The sequence below is a fragment of the Oceanospirillum linum genome (genome assembly GCF_001995095.2).
Classification (GTDB): domain Bacteria; phylum Pseudomonadota; class Gammaproteobacteria; order Pseudomonadales; family Halomonadaceae; genus Oceanospirillum; species Oceanospirillum linum.
Genome location: NZ_MTSD02000003.1, coordinates 203937 through 218663, shown reverse-complemented (window position 1 = coordinate 218663; position 14727 = coordinate 203937). Strand labels below are relative to the sequence as shown.

Sequence of the window (14727 nt, the reverse complement as noted above, 5' to 3'; positions counted from 1 at the left end):
TGCCAGGTAAGGCAGCCTAGTCATGAGCCTGCATGATCAGGAGCGCGCGCGTGGCTGCCCTTAATCTATCAGTCACATAGTCCGCACCTATTGGAAAGCATTCTTTTAGCTCGATGTTCCCGACAGTCCAAAGATGACGGGGAACTCAAATTTGGGGGTTCACTACGGTGGAATTACTTTCTGGCGCCGACATGCTCGTTCGTTCTCTTCAGGATGAGGGCGTTGAGTATATCTACGGTTATCCCGGCGGATCGGCACTTCACATTTACGATGCCATATTCCGCCAAGATAAGGTTAAACACATTCTGGTACGTCATGAGCAGGGTGCTACCCACATGGCCGACGGTTACGCCCGTGCAGCGGGTAAGCCAGGTGTGGTTCTTGTTACCTCGGGTCCCGGCGCGACCAACACAGTAACGGGTATTGCAACCGCGTATATGGATTCGATTCCTATGGTTGTTATCTGTGGTCAGGTAATGAGTCATCTGATAGGCGAAGACGCCTTCCAGGAGACCGATATAATTGGTGTTTCCCGCCCTGTGGTAAAGCACAGTTTCAGCGTGAAGCACGCATCGGAAATTCCTGAGATCATCAAGAAAGCTTTCTATATCGCTTCAACCGGTCGTCCGGGCCCTGTGGTTGTAGATATCCCTAAGGATATGACCGCCCCGACGGATCGCTTTGAATACGAATATCCGAAAAAAGTGAAGCTTCGCTCCTATAACCCTGTGACCCGCGGTCACACCGGCCAGATCAAGAAAGCGGTTGAGCTGATGCAGAAAGCCAAGCGCCCGATTATCTATGGCGGTGGCGGTGTTATCCTGGGTAAATCGTCTGCGCAGTTCACTGAATTGGCGAAGAAGCTGGGTTTCCCGGTTACAACATCTCTGATGGGGATTGGCTCTTTTCCTCAAACTGATGAGCAAAGTGTCGGCTGGCTGGGGATGCATGGTAGCTATGAGGCTAGCATGGCGATGCACAGTTCTGACCTGATTGTTTGCATTGGTGCTCGTTTCGATGATCGTGCAACCAATAATGTCAGTAAGTTTTGCCCAACGGCAAAAATTGTTCATGTGGATATCGATCCAACCTCTATCTCCAAGACTGTTCGTGCCGATGTACCGATTGTTGGCCCGGTTGATTCGGTTCTGAATGAGATGTTGGCTCTACTGGATCAGTCGAAGACCTCTCCTGATGCTGATGCTCTGGCGGAGTGGTGGAAGCAGATCAATGAGTGGCGTGCGGCGCATACCGAACTGTATCAGGCGGAGGAAGATCGTCCGATCAAGCCTCAGCAGGCGGTCGAAGCGTTATGGCGTGTGACCAAGGGTGATGCTTATGTGGTGACCGATGTTGGTCAGCACCAGATGTTTGCGGCTCAGTACTATAAGTTCGATAAGCCTAATCGTTGGATCACTTCCGGCGGTCTTGGCACCATGGGCTTTGGTTTCCCGGCGGCGATGGGCATCAAACTGAACTATCCGGATAACGACGTGGCACTGGTCACAGGTGAGGGTAGTTTCCAGATGATGCTGCAGGAACTGTCGACCTGTAAGCAGTACAACATTCCGGTGAAGATCATCAACCTGAACAACCAGTCGTTGGGTATGGTGCGCCAGTGGCAGGATCTGAACTATAAAGAGCGTCACTCACACTCTTATATGGAATCCCTGCCGGACTTTGAGAAGCTGATTGAAGCTTATGGTCACGTTGCCATGACGGTTAATCGTATTGAAGACCTTGAGCCAACGCTTGAAAAAGCCTTTGCTATGAAAGATGAGCTGGTGTTTGTAAACGTAATGGTCGATCCGAAAGAGCACGTTTACCCAATGCAGATCCCGCAAGGATCAATGCGTGACATGTTGCTGAGTAAGACGGAGCGTACCTGATCATGAGACACATTATCTCCATCTTAATGGAAAACGAGGCTGGTGCGCTGTCCCGTGTTGTGGGCCTGTTCTCTCAGCGTAATTTCAACATTGAATCGCTGAACGTGGCACCAACGGAAGACCCGACGCTGTCTCGCCTGACTCTGACTACTGTTGGTTCAGATCAGGTGATTGAGCAGATCACCAAGCAGCTGAACAAATTGCTTGATGTGGTGAAGCTGGTTGACCTGACCGAAGGTCAGCATATTGAGCGTGAGCTGATGCTGATTAAAGTGAAGGCCGTGGGTGCCCAGCGTGCAGAAATTAAACGCACAACGGATGTCTTCCGGGGTCAGATCGTAGATATGACCAGTACGACCTACACGATCCAGATGACCGGTGAAGGTGATAAGCTGGATGCCTTTATTCAGGCTCTGGGGCTGAATACGGTTCTGGAAGTAGTGCGTACCGGTGTATCCGGTATCTCCCGTGGTGAGAAAGTGCTTAGTCTTTAAGTTACCGGAAATTTAACCTGCTGCCGGAGCGTATGCAGGTTACGCCACAAGAAAAACCGCTGACTCTGAAGTGAGGGCTCGGCGGTTTTTTTGCTTCTGTCTTTTTATTTCCTTGCTGCCGTTGTCATGGCCTGGCTACAGCTGGGCCCAAAATGCTTCGATCAGAGGATTCTTCAGTTTCTTTTTCAACACGCAGACACCTACGTCAAAAGCAGGTAGCGTTGGCGTTACAGGCAGGACCTGAACAGTATTGGCCAACGGGCTGTTTTCCAGCACGATTTTGGGCACGACACCAACACCGAACCCCAGGCTTACCATGCTGACAATCGCTTCATTACCGGCAACCTGGGCGTAAATATTGGGTTTCAGGGCTTTATTGCTGAACCAACGGTCAACCCGTGTACGGGCTAAGCCTTGTTCTGAGAGAATCATCGGTACGTCGGACCAGTTTACGTGCTCAATATCACCGGCAAACTGGGGCGCGATAACAGCATCATCTGTAGGCGCGATAAACAGAAGTGGGGATAAGCCGGTGGATTTAAATGCGAGGGCACCGGAGAGGTTATCGGGTCGGGCGGCAATAGCGATATCTTCATCACCATTTAATACCCGATGAACGGCAGGTTCAGGGGCTCCGGTATGCAATTTGATCTCAATCCTGGGGTAGCGGCTTCGGAAGCGCCGTAAAATATCGTGCAGAAAACTGTAACTGGCGGTCACGGAGCAGTACATGCTGAGCTCACCCTGCAACTCCTGCGCATCCTCCAGTAGTGCATTACGGATCATATCCCACTGGCTGAGTGCTTCCCGAGCATAAACCTGGAACTTCAAGCCCTGCTGAGTCAGGCTCACGGTGCGGTTGTCCCGTTCAAACAGGCTGACGCCCAAGGAATCTTCCAGTTGTTTGATGCTACGGCTCAGGGCTGAAGAGCTGATATGGCAAGCCTCGCTGGCGCGGCCAAAGTGCAGTGTTTCAGACAGGGCCAGAAAGTGTTTCAGCAGTCGGGTATCCAACGGCAATCTCCTCAGGAAGCAGGTGATAATCTTGTGTTGCATAAATCGGGATATATTGTTGCATATATATCATTTTACGCAATGATTGCGCTGGTTTATCTTAGCTTCAACAGGAACAGGCAGGGCGATAAACAACCCAAAGAGGTTAACGCCCCAGATAAAGAACAGCGCAAGAGCTGACAGAACTTTACTGCTGACCCTAACAAACATGAAGAATCTGACGGCTTACCCGGCCTGCAGATCTCAGTAACAGATACCAAGAACTGCATCTCAGGGCATATAGCACTGAGACACCCAATTTATAGGACGTGCCAACATGCAAGTTTACTACGATAAAGATTGTGATCTGTCCATCATCCAGGGCAAGAAGGTTTCCATCATCGGTTACGGTTCTCAGGGCCATGCCCATGCGTGCAACCTGAAAGATTCTGGCGTTGATGTAACCGTTGGTCTGCGTGCGGGTTCTTCTTCCCGTGCTAAAGCGGAAGCTCATGGTCTGAAAGTAGCTGACGTTGCTGATGCTGTAGCATCTGCTGATGTGGTTATGATTCTGACTCCTGACGAGTTCCAGGGTCAGCTGTACAAAGAAGAGATCGCTCCTAACATCAAACAGGGTGCTACTCTGGCTTTTGCTCACGGCTTCTCCATCCATTACAACCAGGTTGAGCCGCGTGCTGATCTGGATGTCATCATGGTTGCACCTAAAGCGCCAGGTCACACGGTTCGTTCTGAATTCGTTAAAGGCGGTGGTATTCCTGATCTGATCGCTATCTACCGTGATGCATCCGGTTCTGCTAAAGAGCTGGCACTGTCTTACGCTATGGGCGTTGGTGGTGGTCGTTCCGGTATCATCGAAACAACCTTTAAAGATGAGACTGAAACGGATCTGTTTGGTGAGCAGGCTGTACTGTGTGGCGGTGCGGTTGAGCTGGTTAAAATGGGCTTCGAAACCCTGACAGAAGCGGGTTACGCTCCTGAAATGGCATACTTCGAGTGTCTGCACGAGCTGAAACTGATTGTTGACCTGATGTATGAAGGCGGCATCGCTAACATGAACTACTCCATCTCTAACAACGCTGAGTACGGTGAATACGTAACCGGCCCAGAGGTGATCAACGAGCAGTCCCGTGAAGCGATGCGCAACGCACTGAAACGCATTCAGGATGGCGAATATGCGAAAATGTTTATCGCTGAAGGTCAGACGAACTACCCTTCAATGACCGCTCGTCGTCGTAACAATGCTGCACACCCAATCGAGCAAACTGGTGAGAAACTGCGCGCTATGATGCCTTGGATTGCAGCAAGCAAGATCGTAGACAAAGAAAAGAACTAAGTTTCTTTTCTGATCTGAAAAGGGCCGGCTTATGCTGGCCCTTTTTTGTGCCTGTTGTTTCTGTGACGCTGATTGCTCTGGTAAGGGGGGAGTTCACTGCTCTTTTTGCGTTAAAACAGGTTTTATCGTGAAAGCGGTGTTTTCAGCGCTTTTGGTAACTATTTAACACCTGACAGCGATAGAGACAGAGGGCACTCAGGGTGTAGAATGTCTGCTTCAATCTTTAGTGATAGGTTTTTCAATGACTGATCAAGAGAAGCAATCTCAGCCCGATAATGCTCAAGCTGAGAGTAAATCAGCTCACGATGACGATTTTGTGGAAGAGACCCGCATGTTGTCGATGGGCGAGGATGAGATAGAAGAAGAGACCGTAGAGGAAGGCAAAAAGGTTCGCCGTAAAGGGATCTACCTGTTGCCAAACCTGTTTACCACTGGTGCTCTTTTTTCCGGTTTTTATGCTGTCGTTTCTGCAATGAATGGCGTATTTGATAATGCCGCAATTGCAATTTTTGTTTCCATGATTCTCGATGGTCTTGATGGCCGTGTTGCCCGTATGACCAATACTCAGAGTGAGTTTGGCGCAGAGTATGACAGCCTTGCGGATATGGTCTCTTTTGGTGTTGCTCCGGCACTGGTGTCTTTTAGCTGGATGTTGGGGGATATCGGTAAAATTGGTTGGTTTGCTGCTTTTATTTATGTCGCAGGTGCGGCACTACGCCTGGCACGCTTTAATACGCAGATTGGCTCAGTGGATAAGCGCTGGTTTATCGGCTTACCAAGCCCCGCTGCGGCGGCGATTATTGCCGGGATCGTCTGGACTTTCAGTGATCTGAACTTAATCGATACATCCTATAAGTACGCATTAGCCTTTATTGTGGCTGCGGTTGGTGTCTTGATGGTCAGTAATGTGCGCTATAGCAGTTTTAAAGAGATCGATCTGAAAGGTCGGGTGCCATTTCTGACTATGTTTGTGATTGCCCTTGCCTTTGTGGTGGTTGCCTATGACCCGGCTACTGTCTTGTTAGTGGCTTTTTTGGGTTATGGCTGTTCCGGCCCACTGCGCGCCGTATTGAGAAGCAAGGATCAGGATAAAAACAAGGTATCGTGATCAAAGCAGATATAAGAGCCGTTACCCTTGGGGGCGGCTCCTGATCAGATGTAGGCTACTCGAAGGTTAGCTTATAGCCGTAAGCCTGCAGATAAGCCTGCTCTGTCTCTAAGTCTGCCAGAGTGAGAGGATTGCTCTCAAACCAGCCATTCGGAAAACTAAGCCAGATCTGTTTGCCATCTACCTTAACGTCTGCACTGAGGTTTGCTTCATCCGGACGGCTATGGTTCAGGTGGACGGCAAGGCGCAGAAGTATGGCCAGGCAGATGAGAGGTTGTACCAGAATGTCCGGCTGAGACCGGAACTCGGCCATGGGGAATTTACGGCGATGGCTACGCACCAGGACAGCAAGCATTGACTGGTGTTGGTGCGAGAAGCCCGGCAAATCAGAGTGATGCAACAGGTAAGCACCATGTTTGTGGAACTGACTATGGGAGATGCCCAGACCGATCTCATGCAGTTGGGCTGCCCAACGCAGTACCTGTCTCAGCTCGTCATGTTGTAGCTTCCAGTTATTTTTTACCTGATCAAAAAGGTGAAGTGCTGTTTTTGTGACGGCATCTGCCTGAGACAGGTCTGAATGGTAGCGCTCGCTCAGGGCGGTTACGGTTTTTTCACGGATATCATGGTCAGAAAAGCGGCCAAGAAGATCAAACAGGATCCCTTCCCTCAGAGCGCCATCTGTGAACGTCATCTCCTGGATGTCCAGAAGCTCGAAAATCGCTTGCAGAATAGCAATCCCGGCTGGAAAGACTCTTGCCCGGTCAGACCGGAGCCCGGTTAGCTGAACGCTATCAAGATCTTTGAACTTGAGTAAGGCTCTGCTAAGTTTCGTTAATGCTTCCCGGGTAATCGGGCCTTCGCTCCAGCCATTTTGCTGTAACACTGCCGCACAGGCTTTGATCGTGCCGGAGGTGCCAACAGTTTGTTGCCAGCTGAGCTTTTTGAATGGCTTGACGATATTCAAAAGCTCATTTTTGGCCGCCAGTACCGCTTGTTGGTACCGTTTAGTGGTTATCTGCCCATCCGGGAAGAACCGTTTGCTGTAGGCAACGCAGCCCATGTGCAGGCTTTCCAGTGCTTTGGGTTCAAAGCCTTCGCCAATAATAAACTCGGTACTACCACCACCAATATCCGCTACCAGGCGCCTGCCCTGAGGGGTTGCCAGAGAGTGTGCGGCGCCCATGTAAATCAGGCGGGCTTCTTCCCGGCCACTGATGATCTCCAGAGGGTGCCCCAGTACTTTCTGCGCCCGGTTGAGAAAACAGGGTGTATTCCGTGCGGCGCGAAGAGCATTTGTACCAACAATACGAATGTTATCTGGATGAATACCTGTGAGAAAAGGGGCAAACCGCTTCAGGCAGCTGAGAGCTCTTTGCTGTGCTTCCTCGGTCAGGTTGTTCTCCTGATCAAGGCCTGCTGCCAGCTGGACTTTTTCGCCGAGGCGTTCAAGCGTCCGTATCTCTTCCTGAACGGAGCGGGCAACCATCAGATGGAAGCTATTGGAGCCAAGATCGATAGCGGCAAGCAGATCGTTATCGTAGCTGGTGTCTGAAGAAGCTGTTGCTGGCTTATCCGTATCGCTCATTATTCCTAGCCTTACTGTCACGCTGAAAGTTCTCTTATTATGGCACGATCATAAAAGTGTCACATGACGAATCTATGACATTCTGTTGTTTTACGGAGGGTTTCGTCGCGGATTCAGCTGTTGGAACGGCTCTTCTGATTGCTTTGTAGCTACCTGCAAACAAGGGGACATTGTCTCTCTGTTTGTGTATTAGCAAGACCTGTTATTTATTAGCTTATGCTTAATTCCAACTTTTACCGTCAGGCATTCCGGTGCTATTATAGTGCTATTCATTCAGATACCGATGCCATTACTGTTTCTGTCTCAGGGATAGATTGGCTTCTGTACTCTATACCGTCTTAGGCTCGTTCTTGTTTTTGGATAAGCTGTTGATGCAGTTTTAACACTATGCAGGGATCTTTCGAGCCGACTAAAATTGCCCCGGAGGCATTTAAATGAGCGAAAATATTGTAAATGTTAGTGATACGTCTTTTGACGATGATGTTCTGAAAGCAGATCTTCCTGTACTGGTTGATTACTGGGCTGAGTGGTGTGGTCCTTGCAAAATGATCGCCCCTGTTCTGGAAGAAATTGCTCAGGAATATGCAGGCAAGGTTAAGGTTTGCAAGCTGAATATCGATGAAAACACAGATGTACCGCCTAAATTTGGTATTCGCGGTATCCCTACACTGATGCTTTTTAAGAACGGTAACGTTGAAGCGACAAAAGTAGGTGCCCTGTCTAAATCACAACTGGCTGCCTTCCTTGACGGCAACCTTTAAGTGATCAGATATTGCGCAGGCTCATGGGTCTGCGCAATATATGCCAGTAAAGACTGGCATACTGGCTCTATTAGTGGTATGTTTCTTTTCGTTGTATGCGTTCCGCATGCCTTCTCCTTATAATGCTACCGGCATTAAGTCGCTGGTCAGCCCCAGTCTGAACGAAACCATTCGCCAGAATTTTCGTAAACCTAGCCCCTAAACCAAAGCTCCTAACGACCCATGAATCTTACCGAATTAAAGCAAAAATCTGTCCCAGAATTGATCGACCTTGCCCAGCAGATGGGTATTGACAACGTTGCTCGCTCACGCAAGCAAGATATTATTTTTGCCATCCTGAAAAGACACGCTAAGAGCGGTGAAGATATCTATGGCGATGGTGTTCTGGAAATCCTTCAGGACGGCTTTGGTTTCCTGCGTTCAGCGGATAGCTCTTACCTGGCCGGCCCGGATGATATCTATGTCTCGCCAAGCCAGATTCGTCGCTTCAATATGCGCAAGGGCGACCACATTGCGGGTAAAATTCGCCCTCCAAAGGATGGCGAACGCTATTTCGCCCTGCTGAAAGTTAATGAGATTAACTTTGACAAGCCGGAAAACTCCAAACACAAAATCCTGTTTGAAAACCTGACACCTCTGTTCCCGGATGAACGTCTGATTATGGAGATCGGTAACGGCTCCACTGAAGATCTTACGGCCCGGGTTATCGACCTGGTGGCCCCGGTGGGTAAAGGTCAGCGTGGTCTGATTGTATCGCCTCCTAAGGCCGGTAAAACCCTGATGTTGCAGAACATCGCTTCTTCCATCACCCGTAATAACCCTGAGTGCCATATGATCGTTTTGTTGATCGATGAGCGCCCTGAGGAAGTTACTGAGATGACCCGTTCTGTTCGGGGTGAAGTTGTCGCTTCGACATTTGATGAGCCGCCTGCCCGTCACGTTCAGGTTGCAGAAATGGTGATCGAGCGGGCTAAACGTCTCGTAGAACACAAAAAAGATGTTGTGATTCTGTTGGACTCGATTACCCGTCTGGCTCGTGCTTACAACACCGTTATTCCATCCTCCGGTAAAGTTCTGACCGGTGGTGTTGATGCTCATGCCCTGGAAAAGCCAAAGCGCTTCTTTGGTGCTGCCCGTAATATTGAGCATGGTGGCAGTCTGACGATTATCGCGACCGCTCTTGTTGACACTGGCTCCAAAATGGACGAAGTGATCTTCGAGGAGTTTAAAGGTACCGGTAATATGGAGCTGCACCTGGATCGCAAAATAGCTGAGAAACGTGTTTATCCGGCAATCAATATCCGCCGCTCCGGCACCCGTCGCGAGGATCTTCTGACCACTGAAGATGGCCTGCAGCGTGTGTGGATTTTGCGTAAACTGCTCAATCCAATGGAAGATACCGGTGCTATAGAGTTTATGATTGATCGCTTGAAAGATACGAAAACCAATGATGAATTCTTTGAAGCCATGAAGCGTAAGTAAGTGCTTTAAGCTCAGAGAGCGGTTTAATATTTTTGAAAGCCTGAATAAGAGGGTAAGCAACGCTTACCCTTTTTCGCATCTGGCGAAAGCAACTTGCGCGACCTGTATTCTCGTGTGAGCTTTCGTTGAGCTATATGACTTATATCGTCTAAATCCGTTGGCAGCGGTTGTCAGAGGAAGATCAGGAATATCTATGCGTTATAAAGACCTGCGTGAATTTATTGATCAGTTAGAAGCGATGGGCGAGTTAAAGCGCATCTCGAAACCCGTCGATCTCTATCTTGAAATGACCGAAATCTGCGATCGGACACTTCGGGCTGAAGGCCCTGCTTTACTGTTTGAAAACCCTGTCGGTCACGATATGCCGGTTCTGGGTAACCTGTTTGGTACTCCTCGTCGTGTGGCTCTGGGGATGGGTGAAGATAACGTTACGGCTCTGCGGGATGTCGGCAAACTACTGGCTTATCTGAAAGAGCCTGAGCCACCGAAAGGCTTTAAAGATGCCATTGAAAAGCTGCCTGTTTTTAAGAAAGTGCTCAGTATGGGGCCAAAAAAGGTGCGTAACCCGGCCTGCCAGGAAGTCGTGATCGAAGGTGATGCTGTTGACCTCTATAGCATTCCCGTTCAGACCTGCTGGCCCGGTGATGCGGGGCCTCTGGTGACCTGGCCCCTGGTGATTACCAAAGGCCCACACAAAGAGCGTCAGAATCTGGGTATCTATCGTCAGCAGCTGATCGGTAAAAATAAACTTATTATGCGTTGGCTTTCCCATCGGGGAGGGGCACTGGATTTTCGCGAGTGGCAGCAGGTACATCCCGGCAAACCTTTCCCGATTTCGGTCGCTCTGGGTGCTGACCCCGCCACCATTTTAGGTGCGGTTACACCGGTGCCGGATACGCTGTCTGAGTATGCTTTTGCCGGTTTACTACGGGGTTCTAAAACCGAGCTGGGCAAGTGTATCGGCAATGATCTGCAGGTTCCGGCTAATGCCGAGATTATTCTGGAAGGTCATATCTATCCCGGTGAGCTGGCCCCGGAAGGTCCCTTTGGCGATCACACCGGATATTACAACGAAGTGGAAAGCTTCCCCGTGTTTACGGTGGAGCGAATCACTCATCGTAAAGATCCCATCTATCACAGCACCTATACAGGTCGGCCACCGGATGAGCCTGCTGTGTTAGGTGTTGCACTGAATGAGGTATTTGTACCGATTCTGCAGAAGCAATTTCCGGAGATCGTTGATTTCTATCTGCCACCGGAAGGCTGCTCTTATCGCATGGCGGTGGTCAGTATGAAGAAGCAGTATCCCGGCCACGCCAAGCGGGTGATGATGGGGGTTTGGTCATTCCTGCGCCAGTTTATGTACACCAAATTTGTTATCGTCACCGACGATGATATTAATGTGCGGGACTGGAAGGATGTGATCTGGGCAATCACTACCCGTATGGACCCGGCAAGGGATACGACTATGATCGAAAATACACCGATCGATTATCTGGATTTTGCCTCACCGATTCCTCGCCTGGGTTCTAAAATGGGGATGGATGCGACTAATAAGATGCCGGGTGAGACTGACCGTGAGTGGGGAGAGCCTATAGAGATGGATGCAGCTGTTAAGCAGCGTGTGGATGATCTCTGGGACGAACTGGGTATTTTTGATAAAGCTTCATCCTGAGATGATGTTCAGGATATGTGTCCTGTATTCCAGCAGAACTTCCTGATGGCGGCGAATAAAAAAACGATTGAAGCCAGGGGCGGTAAATCGGGATGACGATAAAGAATAAACGCCCCTTCAGAATCGAGTGTCGTAACAAGGCCGCAAGCTTTAATACGGCCTGTGATGAGAATTTTTTAGAGGCTGCAAAACAGCAGGGGTTCCGTCTGCTGAGAGGGTGTAAAAATGGTGTCTGTGAAGTGTGTGAAAGCACTTTAATTCATGGGGCTGTCTTCTATCGGGCCTCCACAGGTATCAGAAAAGCCGCACCGGGAGAATCTTTTTTATTTTGTACTGCATTTGCACAGGGCCCGGCGGAGATTCTGCTTCGCCGGGTACTGGCACCAGGAGAATTTATAGTGAAGGCTATGGCTTGTCAGATTGAAAGTATCGAACTACTGGACAATACCGATGTTTATCGGGTTGTGCTGCAAACGCCTGCTGGCAATGTGCCGGACTATGTTGCAGGGCAATATCTTGAGGTGATTTTGCCTAATGGTGAGCGCAACGCATTCTCTATAGCGAATCGTCCTGATGGCCGTCGGTTAGAACTGCATATTCAACACTTACCGGATCGCGATAACTCTCGCCTGTTACTGCAGGCCTTACAGGAAGGCAAGAGCATTCAGGTTGAGCTGCCAAAAGGTGAATGTACACTGAAGCAAACAGGAACCGATAAAGCGTTTTTTGTCGCTGCAGGTACGGGTTTCACCCAGATGAAAGCACTACTGGAAGAAGCGTTTGAGCAAGGGGCTGATCAGCAGCTTTATCTATACTGGGGTGCGCGCCGACCACAGGACCTCTACATGGCAGAGCTGCCAGAGAAGTGGCAGCGGGAATATGAAAACTTCCATTTTGTACCTGTTGTGGGCGATCTGTTGCCGGACCAGGAGTGGGACGGCCATGTCGGGATGCTGCATGATGCGATGATTCAGGATCATGGTAAATTTGATGATGCGACGGTTTATGCCAGTGGCTCGCCCAATATGGTCTACTCCGTAACAGATACCCTGATCCAGTATGGCTTATCGGACGAGTGTGTTTTTTCCGATGTTTTTGCTTACGCTCCGCGTAAGTAATGTTCTGATTGAGGTATCAGGCTGATGAATGCCGACGTTAAAAACAGTGCGGATATGAGAGCACCGGTTTTGATTACCGGTGGAGGCCGGCGTCTGGGTCGTCACGCAGCAGAAGCTCTGGCAGATCAGGGGCAGTCTGTGATTATTACGTATCGCACTGAGCGCTCTGATCTGGAGCAGCTCAGAGCGAAGGGAGTTACAACGTTAAAGGCAGACTTCAGTGATCAGGCAGGTATTCTCGACTTTATTGCTTGCCTGAAAAGAGAAACCTCCTGCCTCAGGGCTATTATCCACAACGCCTCCGATTGGTTGCCGGATCAAAAGGGTGTGGATAACGCCAGTCTTAGTCAGGCTGCCGATAATTTTCACCATCTGTTCAGTGTTCATATGTTGGCACCGTTTCTGATCAATCAGGCGTGTCAGCCTCTACTACTTGCCCATAATGGCCCCAGGGATATCGTTCACTTGAGCGATGCGGTGGTGTGTAAGGGGTCGAAAAAACATGGTGCTTATGTTGCGACCAAAGCCGGATTAGAAAGCTTGACGCAATCCTTTGCTGCTGGCTTTGCGCCGGATATTAAAGTGAATGCTATCGCACCTGCCCTGATTATGTTTCAGCCGGATGATGATGCTGAGTACCGGAAGAAAGCGTTGAAAAAATCAGCCTTGCAGATCGAGCCCGGTGCCGATGTTATTACCCAGACGATTCATTATATTCTTAATAACCCCTATCTGACCGGGGTGGTCTTGCCTGTAGAAGGCGGGCGTTCTGTTATTTAATGCGATTTTGTGCAGGCCTTACCATTTCCCGACCCACACCACTTCGTACCTCCCATACTCTTTCTTGCAGCATCGGAGCTGAATAAGGTCTAAAGTCGGACTGGACAGCTTGTCATATCTCCGTAAAATGCCCGTCATAATTTGATTTAAGTCAAAAGCTTTTATCTATAAGAACGACTCATAAGAAACAAGTCTCAGCACCCTTTAAATCAATCTGTGAGGATCTGAAATGTCCCATCATGACGAAGAATTCCGTGACGAAGCTGGTTTAATCTACTTTATTCCAGGCCTGGCGATACTTATCGGTATGAACTGTCTGCCGGCGACTATTTTCTGGTCGCGCTATTTCCTGGGCTAATTCCGGGGGATTATCGCTGTAAGCTGAACCTGTTCAGCTGCGGAGGGATTCGCCAAAAAGGCCGCTACAACTCCGGTAACCCGGGGTCGGGCGGCCTTTTTATTGTCTGCCTGTTAAGAAAAAAATCGGCCTGACACTAAAGGTTAGGGTTTACCAGTACACGGCCTTTTACTTTTCCTTCGACCATTTTTTGAGCCTGCTCCGGTAGCTGCTCCAGAGAAATCTCTTCTGACACCTGATCTATAATTTCCTGTGGTAACTCTTTTGCTAAGCGGGTCCAGGCCTGAACGCGACGTTCGTAAGGGATCATGACGCTATCAACGCCCAACAGATCTACGCCGCGAAGAATAAACGGCATAACGGTAGTGTTCAGGGCGAAACTGGATGCAAGGCCAACGGTTGCCACGCGGCCATCATAGTTCATCTGGGATAATACCTTAGCCAGAATGTCTCCACCGACGGTATCCACGGCTCCGGCCCAGCGGGATTTATCCAGTGGCCGGGCTTTGTCCTCAAACTCACTCCGTGGCAGCACGTCTGAGGCACCCAATTTTTTCAGGTAATCCGTGCTGTCCGTTTTACCGCTGACGGCGACAACATCAAAGCCATTTTTAGCCAGTAGGGCGACCGCGAGACTTCCTACACCGCCGGTTGCACCGGTGACCAGCACAGGGCCGTCTTCCGGTTTCAGGCCGCTTTCCTGCAGGCGCATAACGCAGAGCATAGAGGTCAGACCCGCTGTACCGATTGTCATCGCTTGCTTGGCTGTCAGTCCTTCAGCAAGAGGTACCAGCCACTTGGATTGCAGGCGCATCTGCTGAGCATAGCCTCCCCAGTATTTCTCTCCAACACTCCAGCCGGTCAGAACAACAGTATCACCGGCTTTGTAATTGGGGTTGTCGGATTCAGCAACGGTTCCGGCCAGATCGATACCCGGAACCATAGGGAACTGATGAACAATTTTTCCGGTGCCGGTCACCGCAAGGGCATCTTTATAGTTCATAGAGCTATAATCGATATTGACCAGAATATCGCCCTCTGGCAGCTCTGCCGTATCCAGATTGCGAACACCTGCTAGGGTTTTCTTGTCTTCTTGTTCCAGTACCAATGCTTTATTCATGTTGCTA

13 protein-coding genes are annotated in these 14727 nt (G+C 49.7%); 10 read left to right on the top strand and 3 right to left on the bottom strand.

Translation table 11 applies throughout. The annotated features are described in order from the left end of the window. Window positions 1-167: 167 nt before the first annotated feature. Window positions 168-1889 carry an acetolactate synthase 3 large subunit gene (locus tag BTA35_RS08970; RefSeq protein WP_078319476.1) on the top strand — a complete coding sequence of 574 codons (1722 nt, stop codon included), beginning with the start codon at window positions 168-170 and terminating at the stop codon, window positions 1887-1889. Between the two features lie 2 nt (window positions 1890-1891). Further along, complete coding sequence (ilvN, locus tag BTA35_RS08965) at window positions 1892-2383, top strand: acetolactate synthase small subunit (protein WP_078319475.1); 492 nt, start codon at window positions 1892-1894, stop codon at window positions 2381-2383. A gap of 135 nt (window positions 2384-2518) precedes the next feature. Here the strand turns inward: ilvN and ilvY are convergent, their stop codons facing one another. Beyond that, the gene (gene ilvY / locus BTA35_RS08960; protein ID WP_078319474.1) at window positions 2519-3397 is read right to left on the bottom strand and encodes an HTH-type transcriptional activator IlvY; all 879 of its coding nucleotides are present in this window, start codon (window positions 3395-3397) and stop codon (window positions 2519-2521) included. A 316-nt stretch (window positions 3398-3713) separates the two neighbouring features. Here ilvY and ilvC point away from each other — a divergent pair, with 316 nt between their 5' ends. Together ilvC and pssA are read left to right on the top strand one after the other, a co-directional pair. Next, on the top strand, window positions 3714-4730 hold the full coding sequence (ilvC, locus tag BTA35_RS08955; RefSeq protein ID WP_078319473.1) for a ketol-acid reductoisomerase: 1017 nt from the start codon (window positions 3714-3716) through the stop codon (window positions 4728-4730). A 241-nt stretch (window positions 4731-4971) separates the two neighbouring features. Beyond that, the gene (gene pssA, locus BTA35_RS08950) at window positions 4972-5838 is read left to right on the top strand and encodes a CDP-diacylglycerol--serine O-phosphatidyltransferase (protein WP_078319472.1); all 867 of its coding nucleotides are present in this window, start codon (window positions 4972-4974) and stop codon (window positions 5836-5838) included. Between the two features lie 55 nt (window positions 5839-5893). Here pssA and ppx read toward each other — a convergent pair whose 3' ends face one another. Beyond that, window positions 5894-7426 carry an exopolyphosphatase gene (gene ppx, locus BTA35_RS08945; protein ID WP_078319471.1) on the bottom strand — a complete coding sequence of 511 codons (1533 nt, stop codon included), beginning with the start codon at window positions 7424-7426 and terminating at the stop codon, window positions 5894-5896. A gap of 434 nt (window positions 7427-7860) precedes the next feature. Between ppx and trxA the strand changes: the two genes are divergently transcribed. From trxA to BTA35_RS18700, 6 genes are all read left to right on the top strand, one after another. After that, entirely contained in the window at window positions 7861-8187 is a 327-nt protein-coding gene (gene trxA / locus BTA35_RS08940) for a thioredoxin TrxA (RefSeq protein ID WP_078319470.1), read from the top strand. Between the two features lie 222 nt (window positions 8188-8409). Next, complete coding sequence (rho, locus tag BTA35_RS08935; RefSeq protein ID WP_078319469.1) at window positions 8410-9669, top strand: transcription termination factor Rho; 1260 nt, start codon at window positions 8410-8412, stop codon at window positions 9667-9669. Between the two features lie 193 nt (window positions 9670-9862). Beyond that, on the top strand, window positions 9863-11344 hold the full coding sequence (ubiD, locus tag BTA35_RS08930; protein ID WP_078319468.1) for a 4-hydroxy-3-polyprenylbenzoate decarboxylase: 1482 nt from the start codon (window positions 9863-9865) through the stop codon (window positions 11342-11344). Window positions 11345-11436: 92 nt separating this feature from the next. Beyond that, window positions 11437-12462, top strand: a complete 1026-nt coding sequence (locus tag BTA35_RS08925) for a 2Fe-2S iron-sulfur cluster-binding protein (protein ID WP_078319467.1) — start codon at window positions 11437-11439, stop codon at window positions 12460-12462. 24 nt (window positions 12463-12486) lie between these two features. Then, window positions 12487-13242: a dihydromonapterin reductase gene (gene folM, locus BTA35_RS08920; RefSeq protein WP_238377546.1), complete on the top strand. Its 756-nt coding sequence runs from the start codon at window positions 12487-12489 to the stop codon at window positions 13240-13242. A gap of 229 nt (window positions 13243-13471) precedes the next feature. Beyond that, the gene (locus tag BTA35_RS18700; RefSeq protein ID WP_274378421.1) at window positions 13472-13600 is read left to right on the top strand and encodes a hypothetical protein; all 129 of its coding nucleotides are present in this window, start codon (window positions 13472-13474) and stop codon (window positions 13598-13600) included. A gap of 136 nt (window positions 13601-13736) precedes the next feature. On the opposite strand, the gene acuI is transcribed toward BTA35_RS18700, so the two are convergent. Further along, window positions 13737-14720: an acrylyl-CoA reductase (NADPH) gene (gene acuI / locus BTA35_RS08915; protein ID WP_078319466.1), complete on the bottom strand. Its 984-nt coding sequence runs from the start codon at window positions 14718-14720 to the stop codon at window positions 13737-13739. Between the last annotated feature and the right edge of the window lie 7 nt (window positions 14721-14727).

Bases quoted from the DNA above. Each gene is read 5' to 3' on its own strand.
- ilvN (WP_078319475.1), top strand. From the start codon at position 1,892: ATGAGACACATTATCTCCATCTTAATGGAAAACGAGGCTGGTGCGCTG.
- ilvC (WP_078319473.1), top strand. From the start codon at position 3,714: ATGCAAGTTTACTACGATAAAGATTGTGATCTGTCCATCATCCAGGGC.
- pssA (WP_078319472.1), top strand. From the start codon at position 4,972: ATGACTGATCAAGAGAAGCAATCTCAGCCCGATAATGCTCAAGCTGAG.
- ppx (WP_078319471.1), bottom strand. From the start codon at position 7,426: ATGAGCGATACGGATAAGCCAGCAACAGCTTCTTCAGACACCAGCTAC.
- trxA (WP_078319470.1), top strand. From the start codon at position 7,861: ATGAGCGAAAATATTGTAAATGTTAGTGATACGTCTTTTGACGATGAT.
- rho (WP_078319469.1), top strand. From the start codon at position 8,410: ATGAATCTTACCGAATTAAAGCAAAAATCTGTCCCAGAATTGATCGAC.
- ubiD (WP_078319468.1), top strand. From the start codon at position 9,863: ATGCGTTATAAAGACCTGCGTGAATTTATTGATCAGTTAGAAGCGATG.
- BTA35_RS08925 (WP_078319467.1), top strand. From the start codon at position 11,437: ATGACGATAAAGAATAAACGCCCCTTCAGAATCGAGTGTCGTAACAAG.
- folM (WP_238377546.1), top strand. From the start codon at position 12,487: ATGAATGCCGACGTTAAAAACAGTGCGGATATGAGAGCACCGGTTTTG.
- BTA35_RS18700 (WP_274378421.1), top strand. From the start codon at position 13,472: ATGTCCCATCATGACGAAGAATTCCGTGACGAAGCTGGTTTAATCTAC.
- acuI (WP_078319466.1), bottom strand. From the start codon at position 14,720: ATGAATAAAGCATTGGTACTGGAACAAGAAGACAAGAAAACCCTAGCA.